This window comes from Serratia sp. KG1D (assembly GCF_037150675.1).
GTDB classification, from domain to species: Bacteria; Pseudomonadota; Gammaproteobacteria; order Enterobacterales; family Enterobacteriaceae; genus Serratia; species Serratia nematodiphila.
In genome coordinates, this window is sequence record NZ_JBAGIH010000001.1 from 1,936,830 (window position 1) to 1,958,329 (window position 21,500).

19 protein-coding genes are annotated in these 21,500 nt (G+C 57.9%); 9 read left to right on the top strand and 10 right to left on the bottom strand.

The window, feature by feature from the left end; genetic code table 11:
* Nucleotides 1-60 precede the first annotated feature (60 nt).
* Nucleotides 61-615, bottom strand: coding sequence for a D-lyxose/D-mannose family sugar isomerase (locus tag WFM45_RS09410; RefSeq protein WP_280598317.1), 555 nt, complete (start codon nt 613-615; stop codon nt 61-63).
* A gap of 228 nt (nt 616-843) precedes the next feature.
* Here WFM45_RS09410 and WFM45_RS09415 point away from each other — a divergent pair, with 228 nt between their 5' ends.
* The 5 genes from WFM45_RS09415 to WFM45_RS09435 all read left to right on the top strand — a co-directional run bounded on the left by WFM45_RS09415 (nt 844) and on the right by WFM45_RS09435 (nt 6,997).
* The gene (locus tag WFM45_RS09415; RefSeq protein ID WP_033632881.1) at nt 844-1,878 is read left to right on the top strand and encodes an NAD(P)-dependent alcohol dehydrogenase; all 1,035 of its coding nucleotides are present in this window, start codon (nt 844-846) and stop codon (nt 1,876-1,878) included.
* A gap of 4 nt (nt 1,879-1,882) precedes the next feature.
* The gene (gene xylB / locus WFM45_RS09420; RefSeq protein ID WP_336955311.1) at nt 1,883-3,400 is read left to right on the top strand and encodes a xylulokinase; all 1,518 of its coding nucleotides are present in this window, start codon (nt 1,883-1,885) and stop codon (nt 3,398-3,400) included.
* The gene (locus tag WFM45_RS09425) at nt 3,397-4,902 is read left to right on the top strand and encodes a sugar ABC transporter ATP-binding protein (RefSeq protein WP_336955313.1); all 1,506 of its coding nucleotides are present in this window, start codon (nt 3,397-3,399) and stop codon (nt 4,900-4,902) included. Before xylB ends, WFM45_RS09425 begins: the two co-directional genes overlap by 4 nt.
* 76 nt (nt 4,903-4,978) lie before the next feature.
* Nucleotides 4,979-5,956, top strand: a complete 978-nt coding sequence (locus tag WFM45_RS09430) for an ABC transporter permease (RefSeq protein ID WP_016927501.1) — start codon at nt 4,979-4,981, stop codon at nt 5,954-5,956.
* A gap of 33 nt (nt 5,957-5,989) precedes the next feature.
* Nucleotides 5,990-6,997, top strand: coding sequence for a substrate-binding domain-containing protein (locus WFM45_RS09435; RefSeq protein ID WP_021503840.1), 1,008 nt, complete (start codon nt 5,990-5,992; stop codon nt 6,995-6,997).
* A 142-nt stretch (nt 6,998-7,139) separates the two neighbouring features.
* On the opposite strand, the gene WFM45_RS09440 is transcribed toward WFM45_RS09435, so the two are convergent.
* Nucleotides 7,140-7,703, bottom strand: a complete 564-nt coding sequence (locus WFM45_RS09440) for a TetR/AcrR family transcriptional regulator (protein ID WP_336955316.1) — start codon at nt 7,701-7,703, stop codon at nt 7,140-7,142.
* A gap of 127 nt (nt 7,704-7,830) precedes the next feature.
* Between WFM45_RS09440 and smfY the strand changes: the two genes are divergently transcribed.
* Nucleotides 7,831-9,303, top strand: a complete 1,473-nt coding sequence (smfY, locus tag WFM45_RS09445) for a multidrug efflux MFS transporter SmfY (protein ID WP_336955318.1) — start codon at nt 7,831-7,833, stop codon at nt 9,301-9,303.
* 200 nt (nt 9,304-9,503) lie between these two features.
* Nucleotides 9,504-9,995, top strand: coding sequence for a Dps family protein (locus WFM45_RS09450; protein WP_004932132.1), 492 nt, complete (start codon nt 9,504-9,506; stop codon nt 9,993-9,995).
* 45 nt (nt 9,996-10,040) lie between these two features.
* Here WFM45_RS09450 and WFM45_RS09455 read toward each other — a convergent pair whose 3' ends face one another.
* Nucleotides 10,041-10,217: a YciY family protein gene (locus tag WFM45_RS09455; RefSeq protein ID WP_025159792.1), complete on the bottom strand. Its 177-nt coding sequence runs from the start codon at nt 10,215-10,217 to the stop codon at nt 10,041-10,043.
* Between the two features lie 242 nt (nt 10,218-10,459).
* Between WFM45_RS09455 and cls the strand changes: the two genes are divergently transcribed.
* Nucleotides 10,460-11,920 (top strand): cardiolipin synthase, encoded by a 1,461-nt coding sequence (gene cls / locus WFM45_RS09460; protein WP_004932137.1) that lies wholly within the window; start codon nt 10,460-10,462, stop codon nt 11,918-11,920.
* 56 nt (nt 11,921-11,976) lie between these two features.
* Nucleotides 11,977-12,300, top strand: a complete 324-nt coding sequence (locus tag WFM45_RS09465; protein ID WP_004932139.1) for an HI1450 family dsDNA-mimic protein — start codon at nt 11,977-11,979, stop codon at nt 12,298-12,300.
* A 73-nt stretch (nt 12,301-12,373) separates the two neighbouring features.
* Here WFM45_RS09465 and oppF read toward each other — a convergent pair whose 3' ends face one another.
* The 7 genes from oppF to WFM45_RS09500 form a co-directional block, all read right to left on the bottom strand.
* The gene (gene oppF, locus WFM45_RS09470; protein ID WP_004932143.1) at nt 12,374-13,375 is read right to left on the bottom strand and encodes a murein tripeptide/oligopeptide ABC transporter ATP binding protein OppF; all 1,002 of its coding nucleotides are present in this window, start codon (nt 13,373-13,375) and stop codon (nt 12,374-12,376) included.
* On the bottom strand, nt 13,372-14,388 hold the full coding sequence (locus WFM45_RS09475) for an ABC transporter ATP-binding protein (protein ID WP_015378086.1): 1,017 nt from the start codon (nt 14,386-14,388) through the stop codon (nt 13,372-13,374). Before WFM45_RS09475 ends, oppF begins: the two co-directional genes overlap by 4 nt.
* An 11-nt stretch (nt 14,389-14,399) precedes the next feature.
* Nucleotides 14,400-15,308 carry an oligopeptide ABC transporter permease OppC gene (oppC, locus tag WFM45_RS09480; protein ID WP_004932149.1) on the bottom strand — a complete coding sequence of 303 codons (909 nt, stop codon included), beginning with the start codon at nt 15,306-15,308 and terminating at the stop codon, nt 14,400-14,402.
* 14 nt (nt 15,309-15,322) lie between these two features.
* On the bottom strand, nt 15,323-16,243 hold the full coding sequence (oppB, locus tag WFM45_RS09485; protein WP_004932150.1) for an oligopeptide ABC transporter permease OppB: 921 nt from the start codon (nt 16,241-16,243) through the stop codon (nt 15,323-15,325).
* Between the two features lie 82 nt (nt 16,244-16,325).
* The gene (oppA, locus tag WFM45_RS09490) at nt 16,326-17,963 is read right to left on the bottom strand and encodes an oligopeptide ABC transporter substrate-binding protein OppA (RefSeq protein ID WP_033632876.1); all 1,638 of its coding nucleotides are present in this window, start codon (nt 17,961-17,963) and stop codon (nt 16,326-16,328) included.
* A 147-nt stretch (nt 17,964-18,110) separates the two neighbouring features.
* Nucleotides 18,111-19,748: an ABC transporter substrate-binding protein gene (locus tag WFM45_RS09495; RefSeq protein WP_048323800.1), complete on the bottom strand. Its 1,638-nt coding sequence runs from the start codon at nt 19,746-19,748 to the stop codon at nt 18,111-18,113.
* A gap of 696 nt (nt 19,749-20,444) precedes the next feature.
* Nucleotides 20,445-21,089, bottom strand: a complete 645-nt coding sequence (locus WFM45_RS09500; protein ID WP_015378089.1) for a YchE family NAAT transporter — start codon at nt 21,087-21,089, stop codon at nt 20,445-20,447.
* Between the last annotated feature and the right edge of the window lie 411 nt (nt 21,090-21,500).

Sequence of the window (21,500 nt, forward strand, 5' to 3'; positions counted from 1 at the left end):
TAGCTTAAAGTTATCATTTTGTACCATTAACAACATCATGACAGAACTTTCATCGTGGCGCTAATGGTTTACGCCTGCCAGCCGGTTAATCCGGGGATCGGTAAAGATATCCAGCTCGTCACGGCTCTCGGAAGAGAACTCGGACACCACCGCCCCCCGCTTTCCAGCCTGAAACCAGTGCCGGGTATTGGGCGCGATGGTGTATTGTTCGCCAGGCCGCAAGAGGATATAGCGATTGCAGGTATACCACTGCTCCGCGCCTTCCGGCACCCGGCATACCGGTTCACCGCCGGCGTCATTAAGCATCAGGTTTTCATCGTCGACAAACAGAAACACCTCGCCCCAACGGCAGCGAAACGTCTCTTGCTTGCCGGGCGTGCCGGCAAAAGGAGGATGCAAATGCTCTGGGCAAGTCTGCTCAGGAAACAGCACCAACTCTTTCGCACAATACCGAGGTGAGTTGACATAGGTCAGCAGCTGCAGCCCTGAGACAGGATAGTCGGCCAAGCCAAATGTCGCAATTTCAATACGTTGCTGCTCTTCTTCGGTCAGAACGATGTCCGCCTCGCGCAAATATTCCAGCGTAACGGCTATGGCACGTTGTTGTTTGTTCATCATTTCCCCTGCAAAGTGACGGTATCGATATCAGAATGCTGATATTAAAACCGTCATTACATCGCCGATTTTGTGATCTTCATCTCCATATTGAATAACAACCCACCAGCAAAATTAACTCCCATCGAGTAATTCCAACATCGATCACAGTTTAACCACCCGCTTTAGCCCACTATCGCCGCATTGAAATGATATCGTTACCATAAAAATGATTCACCAGGAGGCAATATGAAAGCATTAGTGTTGGCCAAGGCGGGGGAAATCGCTATCGAGGACGTCCAGCTCGCCGAAACGCTGGGGCCCGATGATGTGCAGATAAAAATTCATTCCGTGGGCATCTGCGGCAGTGATGTGCACTATTACCAACATGGCCGCATTGGCCCGTTCGTGGTTAACGCCCCGATGGTGCTCGGCCATGAAGCTTCTGGCGTGGTGCTCGCGACAGGTAAAAACGTCACTCACCTCAGTATCGGCGATCGCGTTTGCATGGAACCCGGCATTCCGGATCTCAACTCGGCGCAGACGCGCGCCGGCCTTTACAACCTTGATCCGGCCGTGCGCTTCTGGGCGACGCCGCCGGTGCACGGCTGCCTGCGCGAAACCGTTATCCACCCCGCCGCCTTCACGTTCAAATTGCCGGACAACGTCAGTTTCGCCGAAGGCGCCATGGTGGAACCCTTAGCCATCGGCATGCAAGCAGCCACCAAAGCCGGGATCAAACCCGGCGATATCGCGCTGGTGATCGGCGCCGGGCCGATCGGCGTGGTCACCGCTCTCGCGGCGCTGGCGGGCGGCTGCTCGGACGTCATTATTTGCGACCTGTTTGACGAAAAACTCGCCGTTGCGGCCAGTTATGAGGGGCTGCACGCCGTCAATATCAAAACCGGCGACCTGGCGGGGAAAGTGGCCGCGCTCACCAGCGGCAATGGCGCCGATGTCGTGTTTGAATGCAGCGGCGCAAAACCGGCCATCGCTACGCTGGCCGAACATGCGGCGCCAGGAGCGACCGCCGTGCTGGTCGGCATGCCGATCGATGCCGCGCCGATGGATATCGTCGCCGCGCAGGCCAAGGAAATCACCTTCAAGACCATTTTCCGCTACGCCAACATGTACCCGCGCACGCTGCGGCTGTTGAGCAGCGGCAAATTGCGCGTCCAGCCGTTGATAAGCCAAACCTACAAGTTCTCCGACAGCGTGGCCGCCTTCGAGCGCGCGGCGGCGGGACATGCCTCGGACATCAAAATCATGCTGGAAATGGAGTGATCCTATGGCGCTCTATGCTGGAATAGACTGCGGTACGCAAGGCACGAAAGTCGTGATTGTCGACAGCACACAGGGCGTGATCCTCGGTGAGGGCAACGCCCCTCACCGTCTCATCAGCCAAGCCAATGGCCGGCGCGAACAGGAGGCCGACTGGTGGATCGAGGCGCTGGTCATCGCTTTTCGCCAAGCCGTGACTAACGCCGGCGTTGATGCACGGGAAATTCATGCTCTGGGGGTCTCGGGCCAACAACATGGATTTGTACCGCTGGACGCAGACGGCAACGTGCTGCACAGCGTCAAGCTGTGGTGCGATACCGAAACCGCAGAGGAAAACGAACGGCTCCTGCAGCAGCTCGGCGGTGCCAACGGCTCGCTGGAAACACTCGGCCTGCGGATCGCCACCGGTTATACCGCGTCAAAAATCCTTTGGTTCAAGACACACCATCCGGCGTTGTGGGTAAAGCTGCACACCGTATTGTTGCCTCATGATTATTTGAACTTCTGGCTGACCGGAGAGCGCGTAGCGGAATACGGTGACGCTTCCGGCACCGGGTTGTTCGATGTGCGCACCCGTAGCTGGAGCAAAGCCGCCGTCGATCTCATCGACGACAGCGGTCGTCTGTGGCAAGCCCTGCCGCCGCTCAAAAACGCGGAGTGCTGCATCGGCACGGTGCGCCCCGCCGCGGCGGAAAAACTCGGCCTCGGCCCAACGGTGCGGGTATCGACCGGCGGCGGCGACAACATGATGGCGGCCATCGGTTCCGGCAACATCGAGGCCGGCACCCTCACCCTGAGCCTGGGCACCTCCGGCACGCTATTCGCCTGGTCTGCCGCCCCCGTCGCGGCGGAATCAGACATGATTGCCGGCTTCTGCTCCAGCACTAACGGGTGGCTGCCATTGATTTGCACCATGAATGTCACCTCGGCCACCACCGCGGTACAAACGCTGCTGGACGAAGACCTTGCCGGCTTTAACGGTTTATTGGCGCAGGCCTCACCCGGCGCAGGCGGTGTCGAGATGCTGCCGTTCTTCAATGGCGAACGCGTTCCGCCGTTGCCTCACGCGCGCGCCAGTCTGCATAACCTCGATAGCGACAATTTTACCCGCGCCAATCTCTGCCTGGCGGTGGTCGAAAGCGCCACCTATGGCCTGCGCTATGGCATCGAGCTGTTTCGCCGTCAGGGCATTGAAGCGCGCGAGATCCGCCTCACCGGCGGCGGCGCTCGCAGCGCCGCCTGGCGACAAATCGTCGCGGACGTGATGGGGTGCCCGGTGGTCTGTCTGAAAGCCAAAGAGACCGCTGCGCTGGGCGGCGCCATTCAGGCGATGTGGGCGACGACGTTAGCCGACGATCCGCTGCGGAATGCCGGCGCGTTGTTGTCCGAACTGTGCCAACGTTTCGTTGCGCTGGATGAGGCCACACGCGCACGGCCACATGCCGGCAGACGAGCGCAATACGAGACGCTTTATCAACGGTACCTGCAACGCTTGCAGCAGACCTACCCGGAGGTGCAACTGTGACGCGAGATCCCCATACGCAAGCGCCCGCCTACCTGCTGGAGGTCAGCGGCGTCAGAAAAGCCTTTGGCCCGGTCGTGGCGCTCAAGAATGCGGAGTTTTGCCTGCGGCGTGGTTCCATCCATGCCCTGTGCGGCGGCAACGGCGCGGGTAAATCCACCTTTCTCAGCATTCTGATGGGCTTTATTCAACCCGATGGCGGCGACATTTTTATCAATGGCCAACGCTGTGAATTTCATCATCCCCGGGAAGCCCTCAACGCCGGCATCGCCATCGTGCAGCAGGAACTGAGCGCGATCCCGGATCTGACGGTGGCCGAAAACATTTGGCTGGGCCGTGAGCCGAGACGCCTGGGGTTCGTCGATTTCGCCACGCTCAATCAACGCACCACCAGCCTGCTCAAGGAACTCGATTTCAAGATCGACGCCCGAGAGAAAATGCGCAACCTGAGCGTCGCCGAGCAGCAGCTGGTCGAGATCGCCAAAGCGCTGTCGCATGCCAATGCCGACATCATCATCATGGATGAACCCACCTCGGCGATTGGCGAGGAGGATGCGCAAAAAATCTTTCAGACGCTTCAGCAATTGGCGGCGAAAGGTAAAGGCATTATTTACGTCTCTCACCGTTTGTCAGAGATATTTCAAATTGCGGACAGCTACACCATTTTCCGCGACGGCGCCTATATCCATGAAGGCTATATCGCCGACATTACCCGTGAGCAGTTGATCGAACACATTATCGGCGGCGAGTACGACAGCGAGTTCGCCAAATTCAATCAGCCCGGCGAAGAGGTCTTGCTGGAGGTCAACGGCCTGTTTTGGCGCAGCAAGATAAAGGATATCAGCCTGCAGCTTAAGCACGGTGAAATCCTGGGCATCTACGGGCTGGTGGGATCGGGCCGCAGCGAATTTCTCGATCTTATCTTCGGCATTCAGCATGCCGACAGCGGCACGATCCGTTTGGGCGACAAGACGCTGAACCGCCATTCCCCGCGAGAGGCCATCGACAGCGGCATTGCCTACGTGACGGAAGATCGCAAGGAAACCGGCCTGGTGCTGTGCCGTTCCGTCAGTGAAAACATCAATATCGCCTCTTTTGCCGGCATCAGCCGAATGGGGTTCGTCAGCGAGAAACGGGAGCAAGCGCGAACCCGCGACATGATCCAGCGCTTCAACGTTAAAACCCACGACGGCGAACAGCCCGTGGGCAACCTGAGCGGCGGCAACCAGCAAAAAGTGGTGCTGGGCCGCTGGGCGCTGCTGGATCCGGAGGTGTTGTTGCTCGACGAGCCGACGCGCGGCATCGACGTCGGCGCCAAGAAAGAGATCTATCGATTTATGTCGGAGTTCGCCTTGCAAAACAAGGGGATCATCATGGTTTCCTCCGAGCTTTCGGAAATTATCGGCATGAGCGATCGCATATTGGTGTTTCGTGACGGGCAGTTGGCCGGTGAGCTTTCGGCAGCCGATGCGACCCAGGCAGCACTGATGAAACTTGCGGTTTAACAGAGAGAGAAAAAAAATGAGCAGCGCCCACTCCTTATCACCAGGAATTTCATTTTTCACCCGCAATAAGCGCCGTATGCACAAATACGGCATTATCATCGCCTTCTTCGCGCTGTGCCTGATCGTGGCGCTGATTGGCGAATATCAGGTCGCCCAGGGGGCCTGGAGCAGCAATTATTTTCTCAGCAATGAAAACACCCTGATCGTCCTGCGCCAGGTCTCGATCAACGGCATTCTGGCGATCGGCATGACCTTCGTCATCATTACGGCCGGCGTCGATCTCTCCGTGGGCTCGGTGCTGGCGCTAAGCGGGATCGTCGCCGCCCGCTTCGCCACCAACAACAGCGGATTGGCTATCGGCGACACCGCGACCGCCGTCATGGCGCCGCTGATCGTGGCGCTGGGCATCGGGATCGTCTGCGGCCTGGTGAACGGCACCGTGTTGGCTCGCTACCGGCTGCAACCCTTTATCGTCACCATGGGCATGCTCTCTGCGGCGCGCGGTTTAACCATGTTGACCACCAACGGCAATCCGGTTTCGCAATTGAACAGCGATTTCCGCTGGTTGGGCAATGGTTATGTCGGCGGCGTTCCGGTGCCGGTCATCATCTTCATCGTGCTGTTCGCCCTCGCCTGGCTGGTGCTGAATAAAACCCTCTTCGGGCGCTACATCTACGCCGTCGGCGGCAACCCAAAAAGCGCGCGCACCTCGGGGATTAACGTCACGCGCATCAAAATACTGGTGTATACGCTGTGCGGCGCGCTGGCCGGCATCGCCGGCCTGATCCTCACCGCACGCACCGGTTCGGCGCAGACCAACGCCGGTGCAGGGTATGAGCTGGACGCCATCGCAGCGGTGGTGATCGGTGGCACCAGCATGGCCGGCGGCGTCGGTACGCTGGTCGGCACCTTCTTCGGCGTGCTGATTATCGGGGTGATGAATAACGGCCTCGATCTGCTCGGCGTGCAATCGTACTACCAACAAATTATCAAAGGCGCATTGATCGTTCTTGCCGTATTGCTCGACCCATCGCGTAAGCAACAGCGCGATTAATAACATCAGACCCAACTCTACCAGGAGAAAACCATGAATAAGACCAAGATAGCGTTGTTTGCCTCTGCCATGATGCTCGGTAGCCTGTCGGCTGCTCAGGCGGCCCCGGTAAAAATCGCGGTATTGATGTACGGCAACAAAGCCGAGTTCGTGCAATTGATGGAAAGGTTCGGCAAGGAGCACCCGGCGGTGAAAAGCGGCGAAGCCGTGCTGACCTTCTACGATGGGCGTTATGATGCCTCGGTGCAAAACGATCAGGCCGCCACCGCTATCCAGACGCGCGCCGATGCCATTATCGTCAACCCGATGGATTTTGAGGCCAATATCGATATCGTCACTAATGCCAACGAAGCCAAAATTCCGGTGGTGGTCACCAACGCGCGCCTGAACACGGACGCGATGACGTCTGAAGTAGTGTCTAATGACGAGTTGGGGGGATACCTGGAAGCCAAAGCCGTCCTGGACAAACTCGACTGCAAGAACCGAAAGGTGAACGTGGTGATTATCGAAGGCCCGAAAGGCGGCAGCGGCGAGATCCAGCGCGGCAAGGGCAATGATAAAGCGATTGCCGAGTGCGGCGCCGGTCAAGTCACGGTATTGGAGCGTAAAACGGCCAACTGGTCACGCGCGGAAGCGCAGCCGCTGATGGAAAACTGGCTGCAGAAACACCGGGGCAAAATCAACGGCGTGATTGGCCAAAACGACGAGATGGCGCTGGGCGCTATCGAGGCGATCAAAGGCGCCGGCCTGAATGTGAAGGACTTCGCGATTGCCGGCGTTGACGGCGTTTCCGACGCGATTCATGCGGTGCAGGCCGGTGAAATGGTCTCTATTCTGCAAGATGCCAAAGGCCAGATGCAGGGTTCCATCGACGTCGCGCTGCGCGCCGTGAAAGGGGAAAGCTATCAACCGCAGTCGGAGATCTGGAAGCAATACGCCAAGGATCTGAAATGGGAGGGCGGCACGCAAAAGCATTACTACATTCCGTGGACCGTCGTTACCGCAGAGAACGCCCAGTCGCTGTTGGACGCCCGTAAATAATTTCCCCCGCCCCCTGCCTTCAGGGGGCCCCGCTGGGACGCTTGCCTGCAAACAAAAAAAAGCCAGCACGGAGTGGCTGGCTAAAAAGTTCTTCGAGGGAATATCTTGTGCGATAAACATACGCCTTTCACTGCGGGCTTTACTAGCTATCAGTGCGATAGGCACCCTCAGTTAAAATCAACGCCTGCATATCGGTGAACATCGCTTCCCATTCCACCTGATCGATATCCATCAAACCAAAGTAACGCAGCATAAAGGCGCCTTCGGTGGCGAGAAACGCCAGGCGCGCGCGCTTGCCTTCTTCCGTCGTCAAATCCAAACCGGCGATGCGGCTGCGATACCATTCGCGCGTGCTCGCCAGATGCTCCGGCGTTTGAATCAGCGTCGCCATCAGCCCGGCGGCCTTGGCGCTGGCGGTCTGATCCGAGCTTTGCGTCGCCAGCATATGCGCCCGCACGCCGGTCTGCGGTGAAGGATCGTCACCGGCGATAGCGGCGAACAGCGTCTCGTAGGCACTGCCCCAGCGATCGAACATGGCGTCAATCAGGGCGTCTTTGCTGCCGAAACAGTACTGCACCCCGCCCTTGGAGATCCCCATCGCTTTGGCGACGGCGTCGATGGTCAAACCGGCGGCCCCCTGAGTGGCGACGATCTCTTCGGCGGTGTCCAAAACCTTGTCGCGATCGATGCTGCGTTGACGTCCCATTAAGAAACCCTTCTTTTCAATACGAACGTATGGATATATATTATCACCAGTATATCACCCGGCATCGCCGGAGGGTTACCCGAATGGCGGCGCCTTCGCGCCGCCCACTTTAACTGGATTATGACTTATGTACGCCAAGAACCGCTGGTTGATCCTGACGATGGTCGCCAGCGCCCTGTTCCTGATCGTCATCGATATGACGGTGTTATATACCGCTCTGCCGCGTTTAACCCAGGCGCTGGACGCCAGCGCCTCGCAAAAACTCTGGATCGTCAACGCCTACCCGTTGGTGGTGGCCGGTCTGTTGCCTGGCGCCGGCATGCTGAGCGATCGCATCGGCCATAAACGGCTGTTTCTCGCCGGGCTGCCGGTGTTCGCCGTCGCGTCGCTGTGCGCCGCTTTCTCGCCTACCGCCGAGTGGCTGATCGCCGCGCGGGTATTCCTCGCCGTTGGCGCGGCAATGATGATGCCCGCCACGCTGTCCATCGTACGCCACGTCTTTACCGACGAACGCGAACGCGCGCTGGCGATCGGCATCTGGGCGTCGGTGGCCTCCGGCGGCGCGGCCATCGGCCCGGTGGTCGGCGGCCTGCTGTTGGAGTATTTCTGGTGGGGCTCGGTGTTCCTGATCAATGTGCCGGTGGTGTTGCTGGTCTGGCCGTTGGCATGGAAACTGATCCCGCGCTGCGGCGGCGATAACCCGCGCCCCGCCGACATCGTTGGCTCGATACAGATCATGATAGGCCTGGTCGGCGCTATCTATGCGCTGAAAGAATTGAGCAGGCCGGCGCCTGACGTCAGCGCCTTGCTCACGGCGGCTGCGATCGGCGTGTTGTTCCTGGTGCTGTTCGTGCGTCGTCAGCAACGCAGCGCCCACCCGATGATCGATTTCTCTCTGTTCCGCAACCGGCTGTTCGCCGGCGGCATCGGCGTGGCATTGCTGTCGATGGTGGCGCTGATCGGCGTCGAGCTGGTGCTCAGCCAACGCTTGCAACTGGTGCTCGGCCTCAGTCCGCTGCAGGCGGCGCTGTTCATCTTGCCGATCCCGCTGGCCTCGGCGCTGGCGGGGCCGATGGCCGGTTTACTGTTGCCGCGCTACGGCGAACGCAGCATCATCCTCGGCGGTTTCGCCCTGACCACCTTCGGCATTGCCGCCCTCGCCCTGCTGTCTCAGAGCGGCATAGCGCCGCAGCTGGTGAGCCTGGCGTTGGTGGGCTTTGGCCTCGGCGGCGTGATCACCGCCGCTTCCACCGCCATCATGCTGAACGCACCGGAGGAGAAATCCGGCATGGCGGCGTCCATCGAAGACGTCTCCTACGAGCTGGGCGGCGTGCTGGGCGTGACATTGCTCGGCGGGCTGATGACGGCGGTTTACAGCCACACTCTGGCGCTGCCGGCGGAGCTGCCGGTCAGCGATTTAGCCTACGACAGCATCGACGAAGCGTTGCGCCTGGCGGCCGGAATGGCGGCCGATCGCGCGCAGCAGTTGACGCAGCTGGCGCGTCTGGCCTTTGATCGCGCCTTTATTTCGGTACTGATCGCCGCCGCGCTGTTAATGGCGCTGGGCGCAGGTGTGGTAAAACTGGCGCTGCGCAAGTAACCGAGAAAAGCGGCTTTTTTCGCCTGCGGAACCTGCGTAAACTGATTCGGCAATTTGCTCGACGGATTTATCGTCATCGGTTTGAGCGATGGCAATAATGCCTGTTATCGTATTTAACCCTGCGATAAATCCGGTTACTGTAACAGCTATGGAAATTGATTCTGTCTACTATCGGAACAAATAATCAGGAGAAGATTATTATGGCAACGGCAAAGAAAGCAGCGAAAACCCATATCGGCCTTGACAGTAAACAATCGGCAAAACTCGCCGAAGCGCTCAATGCGCTGTTGGCGAATTATCAGGTGCTGTATATGAACGTGCGCGGCTATCATTGGAACATTACCGGCCCGCAGTTCTTTGAACTGCACGCGAAATTCGAAGAGACATATAACGATCTGCTGACCAAGGTAGATGAGCTGGCGGAACGTATTCTGACGTTGGGCTCGCAGCCGCGTCACGCTTTCAGCGATTATCTGAAAACCGCCGACATCAAGGAACACACCAACGTGACCGATGATAAGGGCACGCTGCGCGGCCTGTTGGAAGGGTATTCAATCTTGCTGCAACAGCAGCGTGAGCTGCTGACGGTGGCGGCAGACGCCGGCGACGAAGGCACCGCGTCGTTGATGAGCGATTACATCAAAGAGCAGGAAAAACAGGTCTGGATGCTCAACGCCTATTTGGGCAAATAACTCAGACGCCATAACAAAACAGTCCCTTAAGGGACTGTTTTCGTTTTACCACTCGCAGGATACCGCAAACAGCAGCGCGCGCCGATGCTGATCGTCCAGGCGGCGCCGCACCCGGATAATATGGCGATTGCTGCACGACTGGCGTTCCAACCAGCGATGCCGCCGACGTTGGCTCTGCCGCAACATGCGCCAGCGGCCCACTTCATTTCTACTGCGTCTCATAATTCCGTCACTCGTTCGTCTAATGCCAACCGCGGGCATTATAGCCCTTTCCGCCCGCGATCCAAGCCGCCGTTATCGGCGGCACAGCGGACGCCACGCGGGCAAAAGCCGCCCTTTCAATTTCGGCAAGTGCCTTAACTTCATCATATTTATGTAACATAAGCGCCGATAAAAGGTTTCGCCTTGCCCGATCTGTGCGTACACTCATCATTGGTGGTTTGCGAACGGGATTTTTCGCCTTTATGACAACATTTTATACCGTAATCAGTTGGCTCATGGTGTTCGGCTACTGGCTGCTGATCGCCGGCGTGACGATGCGCATTTTGATGAAACGCCGTGCGGTTCCCTCTGCCATGGCCTGGCTGCTGGTTATCTATATTCTGCCGCTGTTCGGCATCGTCGCCTATTTATCGTTCGGCGAACTGCATCTGGGCAAGCGCCGTGCCGAGCGCGCCAAGGCCATGTGGCCGTCGACCGCGCGCTGGCTGAAGGAATTGAAAGAGAGCCGCCGCATCTTCGCCACCGAATACAGTGAAGTCGCCGAACCGCTGTTCCAGCTGTGCAACCGCCGCCAGGGCATCGACGGCGTCAAGGGCAACCAGCTGCAGCTGCTCACCACTACCGACGACACGTTGAAAGCGCTGATCCGCGACATCGAGCTGGCGCGCCACAACATCGAAATGGTGTTCTATATCTGGCAGCCCGGCGGCCTGGTCGATCAAGTGGCCGAATCGCTGATGGCCGCCGCGCGGCGCGGCGTACACTGCCGCCTGATGCTGGACTCCGCCGGCAGCCTGCCATTTTTCCGCAGCCCCTACCCGGCGATGATGCGCAACGCAGGCATCGAAGTGGTCGAAGCGCTGAAGGTCAACCTGCTGCGCGTATTCCTGCGCCGCATGGATCTGCGCCAGCACCGCAAGGTGGTGCTGATCGACAACTACATCGCCTATACCGGCAGCATGAACATGGTCGATCCGCGCTATTTCAAGCAGGATGCGGGCGTCGGCCAATGGATCGATCTGATGGCGCGCATGGAAGGCCCGGTGGCCACTACGATGGGCATCGTCTATGCCTGCGACTGGGAGATTGAAACCGGCAAGCGCATTCTGCCGCCGCCGCCGGACGTCAACATCATGCCGTTCGAGCAGGAAAGCGGCCACACCATTCAGGTGATCGCCTCCGGCCCCGGCTTCCCCGAGGAGATGATCCACCAGGCGCTGCTGACCGCGGTCTATTCCGCGCGCGAGCAGCTGATCATGACCACGCCGTACTTCGTGCCGAGCGACGATCTGCTGCACGCCATCTGCACCGCCGCTCTGCGCGGCGTTGAGGTCAGCATCATCGTACCGCGCGACAACGATTCGATGATGGTGCGCTGGGCCAGCCGGGCGTTCTTCTCCGAGCTGCTGGAAGCCGGCGTGAAAATCTATCAGTTCGAAGGCGGCCTGTTGCACACCAAGAGCGTGCTGGTCGACGGCCAGCTCAGCCTGGTCGGCACCGTCAATCTGGATATGCGCAGCCTGTGGCTCAACTTCGAGATCACCCTGGTGATCGACGACGACGGCTTCGGCAGCGATCTGGCCTGCGTGCAGGAAGATTACATCGCTCGTTCCAAGCTGCTGAACGCCAAAGAGTGGTTGAAGCGGCCATTCTGGCATCGCCTGGTCGAGCGCCTGTTCTACTTTTTCAGCCCGTTGCTGTAAAAGCCGCGGCGAGCGTGCTTTAATAGCGCCAAATCATTTGTTATCAGGATTTTTTTATGGATTTGAATAACCGCCTTACCGAAGACGAAACGCTGGAACAGGCCTACGACATCTTCCTCGAATTGGCCGGCGACAATCTGGATCCGGCGGATATTCTGCTGTTCAATCTGCAGTTTGAAGAGCGCGGCGGCGCAGAACTGTACGACCCCTCCGAAGACTGGAGCGAGCACGTGGATTACGACCTGAATCCGGACTTCTTCGCCGAAGTGGTGATCGGTCTGGCGGACAGCGACGGCGAGCCGATTAACGACGTGTTCGCCCGCGTGCTGATCTGCCGCGAGAAAGACCACAAGCTGTGCCACATTCTGTGGAAAGAGTGATTCGCCGCTCATATTTCGGATAAAAAAAGCCCCGCTGACTCAGCGGGGCTTTTTGTTGCCGGCTAGCGGCGCATTACAGCGGATCGACCTTCAGGCATGAAACCGCATGACGGAAACTGCCCTCCAGCAGCGGACGCGTCTTGGCGCACTCCGGCCCGGCGATCGGGCAGCGGGTGCGGAACACGCAGCCGGACGGCGGGTTGATCGGCGAAGGCAGCTCCCCTTCCAACAGCTGGATCTGCTTTTCCTTCTCCTTGTCCGGATCCGGAATAGGCACCGCCGACATCAGCGCCTTGGTGTAAGGGTGCTGCGGATTGTGGTACACCTCGTCATAGGTGCCCAGCTCCACCGCATGACCCAGGTACATCACCAGCACGCGATCGGAAATGTGCTTCACCACCGCCAAATCGTGGGCGATAAAGATCAATGACAGCCCCATTTCGCGCTGCAGCTGCTGCAACAGGTTTACCACCTGCGCCTGAATCGACACGTCCAACGCGGAAACCGGCTCGTCGCAGATCACCAGCTTCGGTTCGAGGATCAACGCGCGCGCGATGCCGATGCGCTGGCATTGGCCGCCGGAGAACTCGTGCGGATAACGGTTGATCAGGTTAGGCAGCAGGCCGACCTTCAGCATCATCGCCTTGACCTTGTCCTTCACTTCCTGACGCGGCATTTTCGGGTAGTAAGTGCGCAGCGGCTCGGCGATGATTTCGCCGATGGTCATGCGCGGGTTGAGCGAAGCCAGCGGATCCTGGAAGATCATCTGGATATCGCTGCGGGTTTTGCGCCAGTCGGCGTCGTTCATGCCCAGCAGATCTTTACCCAGCCAGGCGACGCGCCCGCTGGTGGCCTTCACCAGACCGATGATGGCGCGCGCGAAGGTGGATTTGCCGCAGCCGGATTCGCCGACCACGCCCAGGGTTTCCCCCTCGAACAGCCGCAGCGTAACGCCATCGACCGCCTTTAGGGTTTTCGGCGGCTGCCAGAACCACTGCTTGTCGTCATGAATGTCGAAGTGCACTTTCAGATCGGCCACTTCGAGCAGCACTTTCTTGTCGGTTACCGCTGTCATACCAACGCCTCCACCGGTTTAAAGCAGGCGCGCAGGCGCCCTTCCCCAAATTGCTCCAATGGCGGAGCGCTCGCGCACTGTTCCATGGCGTACGGGCAGCGCGGCTGGAACGGGCAACCTTTCGGCAGCCGCAGCAGGTTCGGCGGGTTGCCGGGAATGGTCAGCAACGCTTCACCTTCGGCGTCGAGGCGCGGCACCGCGTTCAACAACCCGATGGAGTACGGGTGGCTCGGCTGGTAGAACACCTCGCGCGCGCTGCCGTATTCCATGGTGCGGCCGGCGTACATCACCAGCACCTTGTTGCAGATGCCGGCCACCACGCCCAGATCGTGGGTAATCATGATGATGGCAGTGTTGAACTCGCGCTTGAGCTCGTTGAGCAGCGTCATGATCTGCGCCTGAACGGTCACGTCCAGCGCGGTGGTCGGCTCGTCGGCGATCAGCAGCTTCGGCCGGCACAGCAGCGCCATGGCGATCATCACGCGCTGGCGCATGCCGCCGGAAAACTCATGCGGATACATGCGCATGCGCTTGCGCGCTTCCGGCATTTTCACCGCGTCAAGCATGCGTACCGACTCTTCAAAGGCTTCGCTTTTGCTCATTTTCTTATGCAGCATCAGCACTTCCATCAGCTGTTCGCCAACGCGCATATACGGGTTGAGCGAGGTCATCGGGTCCTGGAAGATCATCGAGATCTCTTCGGCCCGCAGCTTGTTGAGCTGGTTTTCCGGCAGGTTGAGGATTTCGCGGCCGTTGAATTTGGCCGAGCCGCCGATGCGGCCATTGCTGGCCAGCAACCCCATCAGGGCGAACGCGGTCTGCGATTTGCCGGAGCCGGATTCGCCGACGATGCCCAGCGTTTCACCGGCGCGCAGATCGAAGTTCAGATCGTTCACCGCCGTCACGTCGCCGTCCGGGGTGGAAAACGTGACGCGCAGGTCTTTCACGTCCAGCAGCGGCGACGCTTTAACGCCGACGGCGGTTTGCATCTCAGGATGTTCAATGGTGCTCATGGTGGCACTCCTTAACGATCTTTCGGGTCGAGGGCGTCACGCAGGCCATCGCCGATGAAGTTGAAACAGAACAGAGTGACAACCAGGAAACCCGCCGGGAACAGCAGCAACCACGGTGAAACTTCCATTGAGTTGGCGCCGTCGCTGAGCAATGCGCCCCAGCTGCTCAGCGGCTCCTGCGTACCCAGCCCCAGGAAGCTGAGGAAGGATTCGAACAGGATCATGCTCGGCACCAGCAACGAGGCATACACCACCACCACGCCGAGCACGTTAGGCACGATATGCCGCAGCACGATGTTGCGCGTGGAAACGCCGCACACCAGCGCCGCTTCGATGAACTCCTTGCGCTTCAGACCGAGGGTTTGGCCGCGCACGATACGCGCCATGTCCAACCACGATACCATGCCGATCGCCACGAAGATCAGCAGGATATTCTGGCCGAAGAAGGTCACCAGCAGGATCACGAAGAACATGAACGGGAAGGAGTTGAGGATCTCCAGCAGGCGCATCATCACCGAGTCGATCTTGCCGCCCAGATAGCCGGACATCGCGCCGTACAGGGTGCCGACGATCACCGCCACCAGCGCCGCCGCCACGCCGACCATCAGCGAGATGCGCCCGCCGATCGCCACGCGCACCAGCAGATCGCGCCCGGAGGAGTCGGTGCCGAAATAGTGCCCCGATTCAACGCTGGGTGCGGCGGACATCATCGCCCAATCGGTATCGTCGTAGGCGAATTGCGACAGCATAGGCGCCAGCACCACAAACAGAGTGATCAGCGCCAGTATGAACAGGCTGCTGACCGCCGCGCGGTTGTGCATAAAACGCCGACGCGCGTCTTGCCACAGGCTGCGCCCTTCCACTTCCAGCTTCTCGCTGAAGTGTTCCAGAGCTTCGCTGTTCTTTTTAGTCAACATCATTCGCGTGCTCCAGATTAATAACGGATTTTCGGATCGATGACCGCATACAGCACATCGACGATCGCGTTGAACAGAATGGTCAGAGCGCCCACCAGAATGGTCAGGCTCAACACCAGGGAGTAGTCGCGGTTCAGCGCGCCGTTAACGAACAGCTGGCCGATCCCCGGCAGACCATAGATGGTTTCGATCACCATTGAACCGGTGATGATCCCGACGAACGCCGGGCCCATGTAGGACAGCACCGGCAACAGCGCCGGCTTCAGCGCGTGGCGGAAAATGATGCGACGCATCGGCAAGCCTTTGGCGCGCGCGGTGCGGATGAAGTTGGAGTGCAGCACTTCAATCATCGAGCCGCGCGTGATACGGGCGATGCTGGCGATATAGGCCAGCGACAACGCCACCATCGGCAAGATGATGAACTTAGGCGCACCGCCGTTCCAGCCGCCGCCCGGCAGCCATTTCAACGTGATGGCGAAGATCAGCACCAACAGCGGCGCCACCACGAAACTGGGTATCACCACCCCGGTCATGGCGAACCCCATCACCGTATAGTCCCATTTGGTGTTCTGGTTCAGCGCGGCGATCACACCGGCGCTCACGCCCAGCACCACCGCCAGCAGAAACGCGGCCAGGCCGAGCTTGGCGGAGACCGGGAAAGAACTGGCCACCAAATCGTTGACCGAATAATCCTTGTATTTAAAGGACGGGCCGAAGTCTCCCTGCGCAAGCTGCGCCAGATAATGACCGTACTGTTTCCAGATCGGGTCGTTCAAATGATATTTGGCTTCGATATTCGCCATGACTTCCGGCGGCAATGCGCGTTCCCCGGTAAATGGACTGCCGGGCGCCAGGCGCATCATGAAGAATGAGATGGTGATAAGGATAAATAGTGTCGGGATCGCTTCCAACAAGCGACGAAGTATAAATTTAAGCATTGCCCTAACCCTGTGCGACAGCCTGATGACGGCTTATTATTCTCAACATGGGCCGGCGGCCAGGCCGCCGGCGCTTACCGTATCAATGCTTGATGATGTACAGGTTTTTGTCGTACACGTTATCAAGCGGGTCTTTGCCGGTGTAGCCACCGACGTAAGGTTTCACCAGACGGGCGTTCACGTAGTAATACAGCGGAACAATGGCGGAATCTTTATCCAGCTGAACTTCCGCTTTCTGATACAGATCGGCGCGCTCGTCTTTGCTCTTCGCGGTCAACACGTTGGCCATCAGCTTATCGAACTCGGCGCTTTTGTAGTGCGGGGTGTTACTGCTGCTGTCGGACAGCATCATGTTCAGGAACGAACTCGGTTCGTTGTAGTCGGCGCACCAGCCGGCGCGCGCCACGTCATAGGTGCCCTGATGACGGGTATCCAGGAAGGTTTTCCACTCCTGGTTCACCAGCTTCACGTCCACGCCCAGATTTTTCTTCCAGATGGAGGCGGCGGCGATCGCCAGCTTCTTGTGCAGGTCTGACGTGTTGTACAACAGGGAGAAGGTCAGCGGTTTACCCGGGCCGTAGCCGGCTTCCGCCAGCAGTTTCTTCGCCACTTCGTTGCGTTTTTCCTGCGTCCAGCCGAACCACTCCGGCGCGGTCAGCTTGGCGCCGTCGGTGTATGGCGGCGTAAAGCTGTAGGCCGGCAGATCGCCCTGGTTTTTCACCTTGTTGACGATGATGTCGCGATCCATACCCAGCTTCAGCGCTTCACGCACGCGCGCATCGGTGAACGGCGCCTTCTGGTTGTTGATTTCGTAGTAATAGGTGCACAGATAAGGATCGACGTGCACCTCTTTCGGGATCTCTTTCTTCAGCTTCTGGAACAGTTCGATCGGCATGTTGTTATAAGTCATGTCGATTTCGCCGGTGCGGTAGCGGTTAACGTCGGTCACTTCCGACGAAATAGGCAGGAACGTCACTTTATTGATGATGGTTTTGGCGTTATCCCAATATTCCGGGTTGCGTTCCAGTACGATGCGTTCGTTGACAATCCAGTCTTTCAGTTTGTAGGCGCCGTTGCTGACGTAGTTGGCCGGCAGCGTCCACTTCTCGCCGAATTTCTCCACCGCCTCTTTATAAACCGGCTTCATGGCGTAGTGCGGGGTCATTTCAACCAGATAAGGCACCGGCTCGCTCAGGGTCACCTGGAAAGTGTGGTCGTCGATGGCCTTCACGCCCAGCGTCGACTTGTCTTTTTTACCGGCGATGATGTCATCGACGTTTTCCACATGGGCGTACTGCAGGTAGCTGGCGTAAGGCGACGCGGTTTTCGGATCCACTACGCGCTGCCAGCTGTAGACGAAATCTTGCGCCGTCACCGGCTTGCCGTTGGACCATTTGGCGTCTTTGCGCAGGTGGAAGGTCCAGACTTTGAAATCCTTGTTATCCCAGCTTTCCGCGACGCCCGGCACGATGGAACCGTCCGGGCTGTTGTTCGCCAGGCCTTCCATCAGATCGCGGGTCACGTTGTTTTCCGGCACGCCCTCGATTTTATGCGGATCCAGCGACTGCACTTCGGAACCGTTGTTTTTGACGATTTCTTGCTTATCCGCCAGCTGCACCCCCGCAGGAACGTCGGCGGCGAAAGCGCCGGTGGTTGCTGTGATGCCGAGCGCAGCGATGACGCCGGCGGCAATGAGGGTTTTCTTCGTGATGTTGGTCATACTTATCGACTCCAGTTTTTATTATCACAGGCTCTTCGTGGAACCTGCGTTGCCCGTAAGCGGACTCTGTTTTCCCGCCGCCGCGGAACGAATGCGGCGGCCGGCCTTCCCTATATTCCCCAGCGCCTCGGCGTGAGGAATACCCCTTTACTGCTTGATAATGTACAGATTTTTAACGTCGGTATAGTCCAGCGGATCTTTGCCGGTGAACCCGCCTACCGTCGGCTTAATCAACCGCGCGCTGACGCGGTAATACACCGGGATCAACGCGGAGTCTTTGTCCAGTTGCGCTTCTGCCTGCTGATAGAGCGCGGCGCGCGCGGCCTCATCCGGTGCCTTCAGGGTGGCGGCCATGATGGCGTCGAACGCCGGGCTCTTATAAAACACGGTATTGATGCTGCTGTTGGACAGCACCAGGTTCAGGAACGCGCTGGGCTCGTTGTAATCCCCGCACCAGGTGGCGCGCGCCACGTCGTATTGCCCCTGATGGCGGCTTTCCAGCGAGGTCTTCCACTCCTGATTGCGCAGCGTGACGTCGGCGCCGAGGTTCTTTTTCCACATCGACGCGGCGGCGATCGCCTGCTGTTTGTTTTGATCGGAGGTGTTGTACAGCAGCGAGAATTTCAGCGGCTTGGCGTCGCTGTAACCCGCTTCCGCCAGCAGTTTCTTGGCTTCGGCGTTGCGCTGTTCCTGGCTCCAGCCGGCCCAGGCGGGCTGCGTGAAGTTGGCGCCTTCGGTGAAGGTTGGCGTGAAACTGTAGGCCGGGATCTGCCCCTGGCCCATGATCTTGTTGGCGATGATGTCGCGATCCAGCGTCATCTTCACCGCCGCACGCACCCGCGGATCGGTGAACGGCGCCCGCTGGTTATTGAGTTCGTAATAGAAAGTGCACAGATAAGGGTTAACGTGCAGTTGCTCGGGCACTTCGCGCTTCATTTTGACGTACAGGTACGGCGGAATGGCGCTGTTGGTGATGTCGATCTCGCCGCTGCGGAAGCGGTTGACGTCGCTGACTTCGGAAGCGATCGGCAGGAAGGTCGCCTGATTGATCACCGTCTGCTTGTTGTTCCAGTAGCTCGGGCTGCGCTCCAGCACAATCCGCTCGTTCACCACCCACTCTTTCAGACGGTAAGCGCCGTTGCCGACATAGTTGGCGGGCAGCGTCCATTTGTCGCCGAATTTCTCCACTACCGCGCGCTTCACCGGTTTGAGCGACGTGTGGCTCAGCATGCTGATGAAATACGGCACCGGTTCGCTCAGCGTCACCTGCAGCGTCTGGTCGTCCAGCGCCTTGACGCCGAGGGCCTGTGGAGGCTTCTTACCGGTCAGGATATCGTCGATATTGTCGACTTTGGTGTACTGCAGGTAGCTGGCATAGGGCGAGGCGATTTTCGGATCGGCCAGGCGCTGCCAGCTGTAGACGAAGTCTTGCGCGGTCACCGGGCTGCCGTCGCTCCACACCGCGCCGGGGCGCAGGTGGAAGGTCCATTGCTGATAATTCTGGTTTTCCCAGCTCGCCGCCGCCGCCGGCACCACATGCCCGTTGGCGTCGGTGCTCACCAGCCCTTCCAGCAGGTTAAGAATGATATTGCTTTCCGGTACGCCCTCGACCTTATGCGGATCCAATGAAGCCACTTCGCTGCCGTTGTTGATCACAATATTCTGCTGCTGCGCCAACTGAACGCCGGCCGGCACTTCCGCCGCCAAACTGCTATTTATGGCGCCGACGCTCAGCGCGCCGCTAATCAACAAGGTCAAAGAAGTGCGCTTCAGGGTTTGCTGCATAATCGAGGCTCCTTTTCACCGACAAGCATCGCTTATCGAAGTTTGTGAAGTGTTTATAAGAATTCTAAATAAACGGATACCAGCAAAAATCATTCCCGTTTTTATGGCGCATTTCAGTTAATTGACCACGGGAAAGTTGCTCGGAAATTAGCAGAAGCCAAATTCCATAGCCAATAAATTTTACGAAAATGTTAAGCAATTCTCTTTTATCGCACGAAGCCCGATCCGGCCCCCAAGTTCGAGGACACGGAGAAACAAAATCATCGCTATGATTTTAAAGAAAAAAAAGACGAAATCATTTCATTTGAAACCATCAACGCAATCTCATTACCGCACAAAGAAACATTCAGTTAACAATCCGGACATTCAAAGAACAAACACCTGCCTATGGTCGGTTAATCACTAATAACACCTGGATGAAAGTGAGACAAGCCCCACAGAATGATGTGATTAATTTAACAACAGCTTTACCGTTGAACGGGGGCAAAACGCGCGGAAATGGGGGAAGAAAAGTGTCTGAAATAACGCTTAGCGTTTTTTTTGCACAGCAACATGAGATTTATGCAACATAAGAGTGCAACCGCATAAATTTTATTCATCCTGTGCACTATAATAATGCGAACCAATAAATAATTTAAACTTTAAAATTAATTTTAGCCGCGCCAAGGCGAAAGGTGCGCGGCTAAACCAAGGGTATTACAACAGGCCGGGGAATATCGCCTTAATGCCGGTAACGATAAACTCGATCCCGAGCGCCATCAGCAACAGACCCATGATACGGGTGATCACGTTGATGCCGGTCTGCCCAAGCAAACGCACCAACAGCGGCGCGGCGCGGAACAACAACCAACAGCAAAAGGCGAACAAGGCGATCGCGACCGTAAAGCCGAGCAGGCTTTGCCAGTTGTGATAACGGGAACTCCACACGATGGTGGAACTGATCGCCCCCGGCCCCGCCATCAGCGGCAGCGCTAACGGCACCACGCCGATGCTCTCGCGGATCGCGCTCTCCGATTTTTCCTGTTTGTTCTGTTTGTCTTCTCCCAGCTTGCCGCTGATCATCGACATGGCGATGGTCACCACCAGAATACCGCCGGCGATGCGGAACGAATCGATGGAGATGCCGAACATCCGCAAGATCCCTTCGCCCAGGAACAGCGATGTCCACAGAATAATGGCGACCGACAGGTTGGCGGTCAGGTTGGTTTTATTGCGCCCTGCTTCCGCCTGGTAGCTGGTCATGCTGATAAACACCGGCAAGATGCCCACCGGGTTGACCAGCGCAAACAGACCGACAAAGAACTTGATAAAGCCGGAAAGATCCAACAGAGATTGGCCCACAGATGGCTCCGCGTTAAGTGCTATAAAAAGGTGTGCTGCCTATGCGCGCTAATGTAATGGAATTGCCGCGGGTAATCCATCCGGCCAGAGCAGCATTTTTGACTACCAGCAAGTTAGGCAACAAAACAAATGCCCTTTGTTAAAGTGATGTATGGCCTTTTGATTTTTTATGTTGAAAAAAGAGTCATCGATCACAGTTATTGATAACCACTCTCAACACCGTCAAGCTGAAAGGTGTCAGCTTGCACTTTTCATGATTTAGATCACAAATTAACTACCCAACAGTGGGTAAGCTCTTAGTCGTAGTCAGGGAGTAGAACAAAGTCGGTGGCAATCCAGCCGGTTCCGTTCTCTTCACTGCCTGCCCCTCCGGTTGGCGCAGGGTAAAGCTCTTTAAGCAAATCAGCAGCA

What these genes read in the sequence shown, in the direction of transcription:
- WFM45_RS09410 (WP_280598317.1), bottom strand. Translation starts at nt 615, where the DNA reads ATGAACAAACAACAACGTGCCATAGCCGTTACGCTGGAATATTTGCGC.
- WFM45_RS09415 (WP_033632881.1), top strand. Translation starts at nt 844, where the DNA reads ATGAAAGCATTAGTGTTGGCCAAGGCGGGGGAAATCGCTATCGAGGAC.
- xylB (WP_336955311.1), top strand. Translation starts at nt 1,883, where the DNA reads ATGGCGCTCTATGCTGGAATAGACTGCGGTACGCAAGGCACGAAAGTC.
- WFM45_RS09430 (WP_016927501.1), top strand. Translation starts at nt 4,979, where the DNA reads ATGCACAAATACGGCATTATCATCGCCTTCTTCGCGCTGTGCCTGATC.
- WFM45_RS09435 (WP_021503840.1), top strand. Translation starts at nt 5,990, where the DNA reads ATGAATAAGACCAAGATAGCGTTGTTTGCCTCTGCCATGATGCTCGGT.
- WFM45_RS09440 (WP_336955316.1), bottom strand. Translation starts at nt 7,703, where the DNA reads ATGGGACGTCAACGCAGCATCGATCGCGACAAGGTTTTGGACACCGCC.
- smfY (WP_336955318.1), top strand. Translation starts at nt 7,831, where the DNA reads ATGTACGCCAAGAACCGCTGGTTGATCCTGACGATGGTCGCCAGCGCC.
- WFM45_RS09450 (WP_004932132.1), top strand. Translation starts at nt 9,504, where the DNA reads ATGGCAACGGCAAAGAAAGCAGCGAAAACCCATATCGGCCTTGACAGT.
- WFM45_RS09455 (WP_025159792.1), bottom strand. Translation starts at nt 10,217, where the DNA reads ATGAGACGCAGTAGAAATGAAGTGGGCCGCTGGCGCATGTTGCGGCAG.
- cls (WP_004932137.1), top strand. Translation starts at nt 10,460, where the DNA reads ATGACAACATTTTATACCGTAATCAGTTGGCTCATGGTGTTCGGCTAC.
- WFM45_RS09465 (WP_004932139.1), top strand. Translation starts at nt 11,977, where the DNA reads ATGGATTTGAATAACCGCCTTACCGAAGACGAAACGCTGGAACAGGCC.
- oppF (WP_004932143.1), bottom strand. Translation starts at nt 13,375, where the DNA reads ATGACAGCGGTAACCGACAAGAAAGTGCTGCTCGAAGTGGCCGATCTG.
- WFM45_RS09475 (WP_015378086.1), bottom strand. Translation starts at nt 14,388, where the DNA reads ATGAGCACCATTGAACATCCTGAGATGCAAACCGCCGTCGGCGTTAAA.
- oppC (WP_004932149.1), bottom strand. Translation starts at nt 15,308, where the DNA reads ATGATGTTGACTAAAAAGAACAGCGAAGCTCTGGAACACTTCAGCGAG.
- oppB (WP_004932150.1), bottom strand. Translation starts at nt 16,243, where the DNA reads ATGCTTAAATTTATACTTCGTCGCTTGTTGGAAGCGATCCCGACACTA.
- oppA (WP_033632876.1), bottom strand. Translation starts at nt 17,963, where the DNA reads ATGACCAACATCACGAAGAAAACCCTCATTGCCGCCGGCGTCATCGCT.
- WFM45_RS09495 (WP_048323800.1), bottom strand. Translation starts at nt 19,748, where the DNA reads ATGCAGCAAACCCTGAAGCGCACTTCTTTGACCTTGTTGATTAGCGGC.